General features: G+C 63.0%; 11 protein-coding genes. 3 read left to right on the forward strand and 8 right to left on the reverse strand.

The features are described 5' to 3' along the window. Window positions 1-9: 9 nt before the first annotated feature. The 7 genes from M1D34_RS24370 to M1D34_RS24400 form a co-directional block, all read right to left on the reverse strand. Complete coding sequence (locus M1D34_RS24370; protein WP_498782791.1) at window positions 10-909, reverse strand: N-acetylneuraminate lyase; 900 nt, start codon at window positions 907-909, stop codon at window positions 10-12. Window positions 910-922: 13 nt separating this feature from the next. Next, on the reverse strand, window positions 923-1,858 hold the full coding sequence (locus tag M1D34_RS24375) for a dihydrodipicolinate synthase family protein (protein ID WP_498782793.1): 936 nt from the start codon (window positions 1,856-1,858) through the stop codon (window positions 923-925). After that, a complete protein-coding gene (locus M1D34_RS24380) occupies window positions 1,855-3,135 on the reverse strand; it encodes a TRAP transporter large permease (RefSeq protein WP_027991641.1) in 1,281 nt (426 codons plus the stop codon). The genes M1D34_RS24375 and M1D34_RS24380 overlap by 4 nt, the downstream gene beginning before the upstream one ends. Beyond that, window positions 3,136-3,654: a TRAP transporter small permease gene (locus tag M1D34_RS24385; protein ID WP_498782795.1), complete on the reverse strand. Its 519-nt coding sequence runs from the start codon at window positions 3,652-3,654 to the stop codon at window positions 3,136-3,138. It lies immediately after the preceding gene. Between the two features lie 55 nt (window positions 3,655-3,709). Further along, window positions 3,710-4,681, reverse strand: coding sequence for a sialic acid TRAP transporter substrate-binding protein SiaP (locus tag M1D34_RS24390; RefSeq protein ID WP_010975182.1), 972 nt, complete (start codon window positions 4,679-4,681; stop codon window positions 3,710-3,712). 28 nt (window positions 4,682-4,709) lie between these two features. Further along, entirely contained in the window at window positions 4,710-5,411 is a 702-nt protein-coding gene (locus tag M1D34_RS24395; protein ID WP_498782798.1) for a transcriptional regulator NanR, read from the reverse strand. Between the two features lie 132 nt (window positions 5,412-5,543). Beyond that, entirely contained in the window at window positions 5,544-5,903 is a 360-nt protein-coding gene (locus tag M1D34_RS24400; RefSeq protein ID WP_127634596.1) for a DUF2188 domain-containing protein, read from the reverse strand. Window positions 5,904-6,213: 310 nt separating this feature from the next. On the opposite strand from M1D34_RS24400, the gene M1D34_RS24405 reads away from it, so the two are divergent. Further along, window positions 6,214-7,197, forward strand: a complete 984-nt coding sequence (locus tag M1D34_RS24405) for a TAXI family TRAP transporter solute-binding subunit (protein ID WP_498782800.1) — start codon at window positions 6,214-6,216, stop codon at window positions 7,195-7,197. Between the two features lie 157 nt (window positions 7,198-7,354). Then, entirely contained in the window at window positions 7,355-9,868 is a 2,514-nt protein-coding gene (locus M1D34_RS24410) for a TRAP transporter permease (RefSeq protein ID WP_498782802.1), read from the forward strand. Window positions 9,869-9,875: 7 nt separating this feature from the next. Here M1D34_RS24410 and M1D34_RS24415 read toward each other — a convergent pair whose 3' ends face one another. Continuing rightward, window positions 9,876-10,871 (reverse strand): LacI family DNA-binding transcriptional regulator, encoded by a 996-nt coding sequence (locus M1D34_RS24415; protein ID WP_498782804.1) that lies wholly within the window; start codon window positions 10,869-10,871, stop codon window positions 9,876-9,878. A 152-nt stretch (window positions 10,872-11,023) separates the two neighbouring features. Between M1D34_RS24415 and M1D34_RS24420 the strand changes: the two genes are divergently transcribed. After that, entirely contained in the window at window positions 11,024-12,373 is a 1,350-nt protein-coding gene (locus M1D34_RS24420; RefSeq protein WP_498782806.1) for a uracil-xanthine permease family protein, read from the forward strand. Window positions 12,374-12,478 lie beyond the last annotated feature (105 nt).

Here is a 12,478-nt window from a genome sequence, read left to right on the forward strand (position 1 = left end):
GGAAAACCGTTACGCGCTTCTCCTGAATGTGCTCTCGCGCCACGCGAGGACCGGCGCCGCGGCTTCGCGAAGCGCTGCGAGATCCGCCTCTTCGACCTTCCGGAAAGGACGTCTGGAGGGGCCTCCGGGAAGACCCATGATGCCGAGCAGCGCCTTGGACCCCGGCATGACGCCGACCTTGATCAGCACCTGGATCACGCGGTTCGCCATGGCCTGCAGCCGCCGGGCCTCCTCGATCCGCCCGGCGGCTACGCAGGCCCTGAGCGCGACGAACAGATCGCCCATGAAGTTATAGGTGGTGCCTATCGCACCCTGTGCGCCCATCGCGAAACCGGCCAGGCACATTTCATCATAGCCGTTGTAGACGATGGCGTCGGGTACTGCATGCCGGATGCGTTCGAGCTGGAACATGTCGCTCGACGTATGCTTGATGCCGATGATGTTGGGATGCGAGAGAAGCTCGACCAGTTCGGGCAAGGTGAAGCCGCTGGTGCGGGCGGGGAAATTATAGACGATGAGAGGCAGGGCCGAAGCATCGGCCAGCTCCCGGTAATGCGCCATGACTTCGGGCCGAGAGAAGTCGTAGTAGAAGGGCGGGATCGCCGAGATCGCGTGGTAGCCCGATTTGGCCGCATGCTGCGAAAGCCTGAGCGCATCTCTCGTCGCGATCGTGCCGACATGAGCGATCAGCGTCAGGCGGCCGGACGCGGCGGCGGCAACGTCGGAGAGGTAGTCCGCGCGCTCGTCGAGCGACTGCAGCATCGCTTCGCCCGAGCTGCCGCCGACATAGACCCCGTCGATGCCGAGCCGGACCTGAAAATCGACGAGCGCCCCGATGGCCTGCCGGTCGATGCTTTCGTCTTCGGAGAACGGGGTAAGGAGGGCCGAATAGATCCCTTCGAGTTTCATCTTATGATCGCTTTCACTGGCTCGTGGAAAAAAGCTCGGGCAATTGGCGGCGGGCAGCGGTGCCAAGCTCGATCACCGCTTCACGGGGGGCGGAACTATAGGGCCAGAGCAAATCCGGCCCGATTGGGCACCAGCGGCCGGCTGCAGCCATCGCCTTGTCGAGCGCGGCGTTGGACAGGCCATGGCACGCGGCAAGCGGCAGGACGTGCTCGTTCATGAAGCCGACGACGCGGGCCTCGAAGGCGAGAGCGCCTGCCGGATCCTCCCGAAGCTGATGCCACCACCTGACGGCCCCGACGGGGCTCAGGCAGGCAACATTGGAATAGGAGCCGCGGCCGCCCGCGAGGCAGCCGCTCGCCATGAAATGTCCGGGAATGAAGACGGCGAGATCCGGCAGCTTGCGACGAAGCTCCTCGTACCAGACTTCGTCGCCGCCCGGCAGTTTGGCCCCGATGAGCATAGGGAGACCGGCCCTTAGACCTGCGATCTCGTCAAGATTCAGCCGGCGCTTGGCATGAGGCGGGTTATAAAGGATCAGCGGAGTGTCGGGCGCAGTTGCCGCCATGCCGGCGAAGAAGACCTCCGCCTCGTGATAGCTCGGCGCCCACCAGTCCGGCAGGGTGATCTGAACGGCATCGGGTCGCAGAGAGGCGACGCGGGCCAGGCGTTCGCGCGCGACACGCCCATTCGAATGTGAAACGCCGATCTGGAACGGCAGGGCGACGGAATGGCAAAACTCGGCTGCCAGTTGGCTCAGCCGGTCGAATTCGTCCTCCGTCTGGTTGTGGAATTCGCCCGCGGTGCCGTTGGTGTAGACGCCCTGAATTCCGCTTTCGAGAAGCGCGGAAAGCTGCTCGTTCAAAGCGGACCATTCGATTTCACCTCGCCGGCCGACCGGCAGGAGCACTGCTCCCCAGATGCCTTCGGGCGGCCTGACTTGCGGGCTCATCGGGCGGCTCCGAGCATCTGGTCGGGGATGAAGGTGACGAGCGCCGGAAAGATGGTAATCAGCACCAGGACGACGAAGAGCGGAACGAGAAGAGGCAGGATACCGCGTGCGAGCACGCCGAAGGGGATGTCGGCGACCTTGGAAACGACGAAGAGCGCCACGCCCATGGGTGGCGTCAAAATGCCGATCATCAGGTTGAACACGACCATGACACCGAAGTGGACGGGATCCACCCCGAATTGGAGCGCGGTCGGGACCAGCACCGGTACGATGAGCAGCAAGATTGCCAGGGCCTCGATAAAGGTCCCTAGCGCAAGCAGCATGAGATTGACGAGGATCAGGAATGTCAGCGGATCGTCCGCATAAGTGAGGAAGAACGTGGCGACGTGCTGGGGTACCTGCTCCCGCGCGATCACATAGCCGAATAGCGACACGCCCATGATGAGAAGGCCGACGGCGGCCGTATGGCTGACAGTCTCGCGCAGTACCGTCACGAGTTTGGCGAAGGTGATTTCACGGTAGACGACGACACCGAGGAAGAGAGCATAGCTGGCCGCGACCACGGCAGCCTCGGTCGGCGAGAACACCCCTGCAAAGATGCCGCCGATGATGATGAAGGGCGTGATGAGCGGAAGCAGCGCGTGCCAGAAGGTGGACCACACCCGGCGAAAGCCGGCGCGCTGCGCGGTCGCATAGTTGCGGCGCCAGGCGATCACGTAGACCATGATCATGAGCGAGGCCGCGCAAAGGAGGCCGGGCACGATCCCGCCGAGAAAAAGGCCCCCGATCGAGGTATTGGCGATCACCCCGTAGACCACGAGGGGAATGGAGGGCGGGATGAGCGGGCCTATGATTGCCGATGCGGCGGTGATCGAACCGGAAAACTGCTCGTCATAGCCGGCGTCGCGCATGGCCTTGATCTCAAGCTGACCAAGGCCGGCGGCATCGGCGACCGCCGAGCCGGACATGCCGGAAAACAGCACGCTCGCCATGATGTTCACATGGCCGAGCCCGCCCCTGATATGGCCGACAAGCGCCTTGGCGAAGTCGAAAATGCGCTCAGTCACGCCCGAAAGATTCATCAATTGTGCGGTGAGGATGAAAAAGGGGACCGCAAGCAGCGGAAAGCTGTTGAGGCCGGCGATCATGCGCTGGCCGGCAAAGTTCAGGCCCGTCCCCTGCCAGAGCATGTAGGCGAGCGCAGCCACGATCAGCGTGAATCCAACCGGCATGCCGGCGATCAGAAGGGCAAACCATCCCCCGAAGAGCGTCGCCATCTAGAGATACCTTTCGAAAGGGGCATCGACCGGCGGGCGGCGGCCGCCGAAAAGCAGCCGGACATCCCGCGCCATGACAAGCATGATCCGGACAGCCGCCAACAGGCCGAACACGGGCAAGGCTCCGTAAAGCCACGACTCCGGCACGCCGATCGCGATCGACATCACCTTGTGGGCGCGCATGGCCCCGAAGAAACCGTAGTAAACGAGAACGAGCAGCGCGGTGAGCACCAGGACATCCAGAACGAGCCGCAGAAAGAGCTGCGCCCGCTCCGGGAGCATCCGCGGCACGATATCCATGGTGATGTGCGTACGTGAGGTGACGCCCTCCGCGGCGCCAAGGGCCACCAGCCAGACGAAGGCATAACGCGCAGCCTCCTCTGTCCAGAACATCGGATCATGGAAGACGAAACGGGTGACGATCTGCAGTGCGATCACGACGAAGGCGAAGACCAGCAGGATCGCGGCCAGTGTCTCTTCGATGTGGGCAAAGCTTCGCCAGCGGCTTGGATTGGCCATTGCTGAACTCCCCGGAATGGAAGGCGCGGCCACCTGTGGCCGCGCCTGCGGGCGGTTAACGGAGATCGAGCAGCGTCTTGACCGTGTCGGCACCGAATTTTGCGTCGAGATCGGCATAGACGGGCTTCATCGCTTCCTGGAACGCCGCCTTGTCGGGCTCGACCACGGTGATGCCGCGCTCGCGAAAATCGCTGACGAGGTTCGCTTCCTTGTCGCTGACGAGCTTGTCGTTGAGGGCGCCACCCGCCTCGAATGCCTCCATCACGACCTTCTGGTCGGCGGGCTCGAGCGCATTCCACGTGTCTTCCGACATGAGGATGACCTGGTCCTGCACCAGATGCCCGGTCAAGGAGACATGGGACTGCACCTCGGTGAACTTCATCGAGTCGATGATGGGCAGCGGGTTTTCCTGGCCGTCCACCTGATTGGTCTGGAGTGCAAGATAGACCTCGGCGAATGCGACCGGCGTGGGGCTCGCGCCCATCGCCTTCGCCCAGGTAAGAAGCGGCGCGGAGTTCGGGACGCGCAGCTTCATGCCCGCGAAATCGGCAGGCTTTTCGATCGGTTTCTTTGCCGTCGTGTGCCGCGTCCCGAAGTACCAGGAGTCGACCATGCGCCACTTGTGCTCGGTCCGCATCTCGTCGACGATCCCCTTACCCCAGTCGGAGGCGATGATCTTCTGAAGGTGATCGAAGTCGCCGACGACATAGGCGGTGCTCGCCAACACGGCCCGCGGAACCCAGGCGTCCATCCCGCCGAACGGATTCAGCGTGAAATCGAGCTCGCCGAGCGTCACCTGCTCCATCATCTCGGTGAATGTACCGAGCTGAGAATTCGGGAAGATTTCCAGCGTCAGCCGGCCGCCCGATTTTTCCTTGATGATGCGCGCCGCCTCGGTGACGCCCTCGAATTGCGGGTCTCCGGCCGTACCCTGCATTCCCAGGCGCAATGTGCGCGCCTCTTGAGCCATGGCTTGCGACGCCATCAACAGCCCCGCAAGCGCGAGCGAAATCATTCCCGTTTTCATTGTTGCTCCTCCCATTATCGGCCCGATGCTATGGGCTCGTTTGCCTGTATTTGCGCGCGGCACTCTCCAGGTGCTCGCGCATGACCCGTCCGGCACGCTCCGGATCGCGGGCGCGGATGGCCTCCACGATCACCACGTGCTCCTCGAAACTCTCCCTGTTGGAAATCTCCGGCCTGGCCGGCAGAGGCCTTTGGCCGATCAGCCAGTCCACGAACGCGTCGTGGACCGCGACGAAAATGGGATTCGAGACCATCTGGGTCAGCGTGCGGTGAAAGGCGACATCGGTGGCAGCAAAGGCGCGAGCCTTGCCGATAGCGGCCTCATTGCGCGCCAGCGCGGCGTCGATCGCCTCGATCTGCTCTGCTGTCGCATGGGCCGCGAGATGGCGCGCGCATCCCTCCTCCAGGAACAGGCGCGCCTGCTCGAAATTGGCCACACCCTCGGGGTGGCCGAGCAGCATGCGCGCGGCGCCTGCAAGCGAAGACAGGAAGTGATCCGGCGTCGGCCGCGTGACTTTGGCACGCTCGCCCGTACTGACCTTCACCAGCCCCATGCGCTCCAGCGCATAAAGCGCCTCGCGGATCGAGGGCCGCCCGACCCCGAACAATTCCATCAGGTCTCGCTCGGAAGGAAGCGTCGCCCCCAGAGGATAGATCTCGTCGCGGATCATCTCCTCCAGTTTCAACCGGACTTCGTCGGAAAGCTTCTTGCGAACGGCGAGTGTGCTCATGGTGTGATTGTTAAGGTGTTATACCACGAGAGTCAAGAGCACGTCGGCTGCCCGGAACGCACTTGCCACGCGCAACGGCAGCTCTCCGCCGCCGTCCGGATGGCGCTGTCGAGGCTCTGTGCTCAACTGGACTTAGTGTCGACGAAGAAAATACCCGATCGCGAGCCCGAGGCCGGCAAGAACCAGGACGGTTTGCAAAGGACGTCGAGGCTCAGGGCTGGCCGGGCGTTCTGCCGCGTCCCCTGCATCCTGCGTATCGACGACCCTGGTATGCGGGCGATCGAAGCCGGAGGCGACCTGCTCATGCCAACGGCCGGCGGGATCCTGGAACTCGATGGCCTCGGTAGAGCCGGGAAGCTCATGATGGCGCGCCGCGATCTCGGCTGCGGCCAGTGCATCGTCATGGGTGGGGAAGGTCTCGGAGAAGACGTCGTCTACCTTGTAGGCCCAGCCCCCATCGTGTTCCACAATTTCATATCGTATCGTCGCCATGGCGATGCTCACGTTTGAAGGAGGAAAACATCCGGCGCCCATTCTTGGTTCCCCAATAATCGGCATCCGCGAATGCCCCCACCGTGGCGAGACACCCGGCTGCTCCGATCACCGGTTATTCCGACCGACCGATTTGCAAAGTATGCCCCTTGCTTGATAAAGCGCAACGATCGTAACATGCGCGGACGTGCCCTTCTGCGTGTAATACAAACTGCCGCTGCGACCTTTGCGCGTCCGACTGGACGCGTGGCGCTGCAGGCATAAATCTCGGGACGGCTCAGTGGCACGCGAAGCATTATGGGAGAAATAGATGAAACATGAACGGATTACCCTGCGCGGAGCGCAGATCGCCGCCCTCTCGGCAGCACTGTTTTTCTCGGGCAGCGCCGCGGCGCAGCAGAAATTCGTGACGATCGGCACCGGCGGCGTCACCGGCGTCTACTATGCCGCGGGCGGCGCCATCTGTCGGCTTCTGAACAAGGACCGCAAGACGCACGGCATCCGCTGTTCGGTCGAATCCACCGGCGGATCGGCGTTCAACGTGAACACGATCAAGGAGGGCGAGCTCGACTTCGGCATGGCGCAGTCCGACGTCCAGTACAACGCCATGAAGGGTGAGGAATCGTTCAAGGAGGGCGGCACACATGCCGACCTCAGGGCGGTCTTCTCGATTCATCCGGAGCCGTTCACCGTACTGGCGCATCCAAATGCCGGCGTAACGAAGTTCGAGGACCTCAAGGGCAAGCGCTTCAATGTCGGCAATCCGGGTTCTGGAACGCGCGCTTCCATGGAACGCCTGCTCGGCGCCATGGGCTGGACGCTCGCCGACTTCTCGCTCGCATCCGAACTCAAGGCGGACGAGCATGGCCCGGCGCTTTGCGACGGCAAGATCGACGGCTTCTTCTACGGCGTGGGGCATCCCTCCGCCAATATTCAGGATCCGACGACGACCTGCGCGGCGAAGCTGGTGCCGCTCACCGGCGAAGTCGTCGACAAGCTGGTCGCCGACAATCCCTATTACGCCAAGGCGACCATTCCGGGCGGCCTCTACAACAACAATCCGGAAGACACGGAAACCTTCGGCGTTCTGGCGACACTGGTCACCTCCGCCAATGTTCCGGAAGAGAGCGTCTACGCGCTGACGAAAGCGGTTTTCGAGAATTTCGACGAGTTCAAGTCGCTGCACCCGGCTTTCGCCAATCTCGAGCCCGCCAAGATGATCAAGGACGGCCTCTCTGCACCACTGCATCCGGGTGCGGAAAAATATTACAAGGAAAAGGGCTGGTTGAAGTAAGCTTCGCGTTCTGACGTCTACCGGCGGGCCGAAAGGCGGCTCGCCGGCAATATCGGCATGGGAGGGTGTCACGAGCGAACTTCAAGAACGGAAGGTCGATGTCGACCTCGAGCAACTGGTCGCCGAAGCGGATACCGGCGGACGCAACGCCAAAGGATTGACCGGGCAGATCTTGCTCTGCACCGCTGTGGCATGGTCGCTGTTCCAGCTCTGGTACGCGTCTCCCCTGCCCTTCGTCTTCGGCTTCGGCATCCTCAACGACACCGAAGCTCGCGCCATCCATCTCGGTTTCGCGCTGTTCCTAACCTTCCTTGCCTATCCCGCGCTGAAAAGTTCGCCGCGCGACCGGGTGCCGCTCGCCGATTGGGTGCTCGCGGCGCTCGGCGCCTTCGCGGGCGCCTATCTGTTCCTCTTTTATGGCGAGCTTGCCGGACGGCCCGGCCAGCCCTCGACGCTCGATCTCGTCACCGGCACCGCTGGCATCCTGCTCCTGCTCGAGGCCACGCGCCGCGCGCTCGGTCTGCCGATGGTTTTCGTCGCCGGCGTCTTCATCTTCTATACCTTCGCCGGCCAGTACATGCCCGACGTCATCCAGCATCGCGGCGCTTCGCTGGTGAAGTTCATCAACCATCAATGGCTGACGACGGAGGGCGTTTTCGGCATTGCGCTCGGCGTGTCGACGAGTTTCGTTTTCCTCTTCGTCCTGTTCGGAACGCTGCTCGAGAAGGCCGGTGCCGGCAACTGGATGATGCAGATCTCCATCGCGCTGCTCGGACATCTGCGCGGCGGCCCGGCCAAGGTGGCGGTCGTCTCGTCGGCCTTGAACGGCGTCGTTTCCGGCTCGTCGGTCTCCAACGTCGTGTCGGGCGGCATCTTTACCATTCCGCTGATGAAACGCACCGGGCTTTCCGGCGTGAAGGCCGGCGCGATCGAGGCTACGGCCTCGATAAACGGCCAGATCATGCCGCCCGTCATGGGCGCGGCCGCATTCCTGATGGTCGAATATGTCGGCATTCCCTATTCGGAAATCGTCAAGCATGCGCTGCTGCCGGCGGTCTTCTCCTACATAGCGCTTCTCTACATGGTGCATCTGGAAGCGGTGAAGCTGAACATGCAGCCGATCCCCCAGCGTCCGACTCCGATGCGCGAGCGGTGGCTTCGCATGGGCCTCGGACTTGCCGGAAGCGTGCTGGCAATCTGCCTTCTCTATTACGGAATCATCGCCATTCGGGCCGCATTCGGAGAAAGCGCGCCTTTGCTGCTCGCGATTGCCGGCGTGGCGCTCTACATCGCGACGATCTGGTACTCGTCGCGCTATCCGGACCTGGAGCTCGACGATCCCGACGCGCCGATCCTGGAACTGCCGCGGGCATGGGATGTGACGCGGACCGGGCTGGATTTCCTCATCCCCATCGTCGTCCTGCTCTGGTGCCTCATGGTCGAGCAGCTTTCGCCCGGGCTTTCGGCCTTCTGGGCAACGCTGACGATCATCGCCATCGTCGCCACCCGCAAGCCGCTGATGGCGATCTTCCGGAAGGAGGATGTTGCTGGTTCGGTCCGCGCCGCCGCCTGGGACCTGACCGACGGCCTGGCGCTCGGCGCCCGCAACATGATCGGCATCGCGGTCGCCACCGCCACCGCCGGTATCGTCGTCGGAACGATCACGCTCACGGGCCTCGGCCTGATGATGACGGAGCTCGTCGAGTTCATTTCGGGCGGCAACGTCATCATGATGCTGATCCTCATCGCCGCGATCAGCCTGGTGCTCGGCATGGGAATTCCGACCACCGCCAATTACATCCTGGTGGCCACCCTGATGGCGCCGGTCGTCGTCGAGCTCGGCTCGCAGGCGGGCCTCGCCATACCGCTCATCGCAGTCCACCTCTTCGTTTTCTATTTCGGTATCATGGCCGACATCACGCCGCCGGTTGGGCTGGCTGCCTTCGCCGCGGCGGCGATTTCCAAGGAAGACCCTATCGCCACGGGCTTTCAGGGCGCATTCTATTCGCTGCGCACCGCGATCCTGCCGTTCGTCTTCATTTTCAATCCGGCGATCCTGCTGATCGGCGTCGACACCTGGGCGCATACGATCTGGGTTGCCGTCATATCGCTCGCCGCCATTCTCATCTTCTCGGCTGCGACGATGAACTGGTTCGTCACGAAAAGCCGGTTGTGGGAGAGCGCGGTGCTGCTGCTCGTCTGTTTCACGCTGTTCCGCCCCGATTGGTGGCTCAACCAGATCTCGCCGCCCTATGAGGAACTGCCCGCCTCAGAATTCCTGCGGGCGGTCGAGGAAGCTCCGGCAAAGAGCCGGATCAACTTCGTGGTCCAGGGCTTCGACCTGATGGGCGACGAGGTCCGCAAGACCGTCAACGTGCCGCTCGGCGAGCCCGGCGAGCCGCTTCAACGGCTGCAGTCGATCGGGCTCGCGGTCACACCGGCGGGCGACAGTCTGATGATCAGCAATGTCGACTTCGGCTCCTATGCCAAGCGCATCGGCCTCGATGTCGGCTTCGACATCGTCGCAGTACTGAAAAAATCCGAGCAACCGTCAAGCGCCATCCCGGTGGGTATCGCGTTGGCTGTGACCGCGGGAATTGCCGGGTTGCAGTTCGCGCGCAAAAAGGCCGATCGCAGCGGAGCCGGTCTGCCGGGGGCCGCGCGCAAATGAGCGGCAGTCATGCCGTCGAGGATTCGCGCACGACAAGTTGCGGCGGGGCGATCGCGTGCGGCTGGGGCTCCTTGCCCTCCATCGCTGCGATCAGCAGGTCGATCGCCGCTTCCGCGACCTGATCCAGGTGCAGGTTGACAGCCGTCAATTGCGGCGTCGCGAGTTTTGCCCGCATCCCGTCGTATCGCGTCGCCAGTCGTAGCCCATGCGGAACGGGACGGTCGAGCAACCGGGCGGCATCGAGCACGCCCCTGGCGAAAGCGTCGACAGGCACGCATAACGCGTCGATATCCGGATTGTTTCGCAGGAGCCTTTCGGCAGCCGCGGCTGCCTCGGATTCGCCGCCGCTTTCGTCGACGCGCAACGCAACCGGTGAATATCCTCTCTCCGCGGCGAAAGCCGCATAGGCAGCTTCGGTCTCGATGTAGGAATTGCGCCGCTGCTCGCCGGTGATCAGGCCGACGCGGCGGCTGTTCGCGCCAAGGTGCTCCAGCATCAGCCGGGCCGTCGCAGTGCTCTGGATATCCACCGACGGAATGTCCTCCCTCCCCGGCGCCCGTCCGATCGAGACAACGGGTACGCCGCGGGCAGAGAAGAAATCCAGTAAGCGGTCTTCGACCATGGGCTCGACGATTATGGCGCCGTCGACTTCCAGCGCGTCGAGGTTGGAGTCGGGCTCCAAAGGCGGCACCAGGCAGAGGGCGAGATGCCGCGAAAGGGCCGTAACGGCAGCGGCGGCAGCGATCTCCATCAGGAAGCCCAGTCTCGCGGGGCCTGCAGCGACTGCAAAGGGCATTGACGATGCCAGGGCGATGATCCCCGCCCCGCCCGTCCGGAGCCTGCGGGCCCGGGGATTGGCCCGGTAGCCCATCTTGTCGGCCAGCGCTACGATTCTGGCTATCGTCTCGGGGTCGACATAGCGCCGTCCGCTGAAGGCGTGGGAAACCGTGGTCGGCGATACGCCCGCCGCCTTCGCCAATTCCACGATCGTCGATCTTGCCATCCGAACACCCCGTCCATGAACCGGCCCGGATGATGGCATTGCGACGCGGCTTTTACAAATCGATTTGCTAGCAAGAGAAAATGTGCTATCACGCGCTATGCAAAACGATTTGCATTGCCAGTGGGAGAGAGGCTGGCGTGGGAGGAGATCAAATGACCGGGAACAAAATCGATTCTATCGACCCGACGGACGAAGTGCTGCCGCCGCGCAGCCTGGTTCTGTTCGGTCTTCAGCATGTGCTGGTGATGGCTGCTTCGCCGATTACCGCCGTATTTCTCGTAAGCAAGGCGCTCGGGTTTTCCGACGCTCTGACGGTATCGCTGATCAGCGCGACATTTCTGATCTGCGGACTGGGCACCATCCTGCAGAGTTTCGGGCCGGCTGGCTTCGGCGCGCGGCTGCCGTTCATCATGGTGCCGGGTGGCGCTCCGATCGCGATCTTTCTGGCCATCGCCCAGCAGACCGACGTGCAGACGGCCGTCGGCGCGGTGATCCTCACGGCAGGCTTCTACTTCCTGGCGCTGCCGGTATTCCGGCGGCTGCTGCGCTATTTTCCGCCCATCGTGGTCGGGACGATGCTCCTTCTCGTATCGGCAAACCTCGTGCGCATCTACGGCGGCACGATCACCGGCAAGCAGGGGAGCGAGGGCTTCGCCGATCCGATGAATGTCGGGCTTGCCCTTGCGACGATCGCGCTGACGGTGATCTTCGCGAGAGTCTTCACGGGCACGCTTCAGCGGATCTCGGTGATGCTCGGCCTCATCGCGGGTTCGGCCATCGCCATCGGAGCCGGGTATATGGACCTTTCCGGCATCTTCGACGGACCGGTGATTGCCATGCCCCAGCTTCTTCCGTTCGGAATGCCGAAGTTCGACTTTTTCGCCGCCCTTCCGCTGATCGTGTTTTCGATCATATCGATGGCCGAAGCGACGGGGCAGACCATCGCCACGGCCGAGATCGTCGGGCGTCGGGGCGACGCTCACGCGATCGTGCCCGCAACGATCCGCGGCGACGCCGTCGCCTCGCTCGTCGGCGGCCTGTTCGGAACCTCGCTTATCATCACCAGCGGTGAAAACGTGGGCATCGTCCGGGCAACCAACGTCAAGTCCCGCTACGTCACCGCAACGGCCGGCGTGATCCTCGTCCTCATAGCCCTGTTTGCGCCGATCGGTCGTTTGGCGAATGCCCTGCCCGGGCCCGTCGTCGGTGGAACGGCCGTGATCGTGTTCTCGATCATCGGCGTGATCGGGATCGATCTTCTGCGTCGCGTCGATCTGCGCGAGCACGGCCCGATGTTCACCCTGGCAGCGGCGCTTTCCATGGGGCTACTGCCGATCCTGGTCCCGGGCGTCTACAGCCAGTTTCCGCAATGGAGCCAGATGATCCTGGCGAACGGCCTTGCCGCCGGAACCATCACGGCGGTGATTGTGAACGCGTTTTTTCAACACCTGCCTCTAGAGCAATTCCAGGAAAAGTGCGCAGCGGTTTTCCGTCCGGAATAGCCGCAAAACAAAGGGTCAGAGCATTCCGCGGTTCAAAGCGGAAATGCTCTCGGGCGCCGCCGAAAAAGGCAGCAGCCAGCATCGAAGCTGAAATTTAAGGGAATA

Source organism: Ensifer sp. D2-11, from assembly GCF_054161295.1.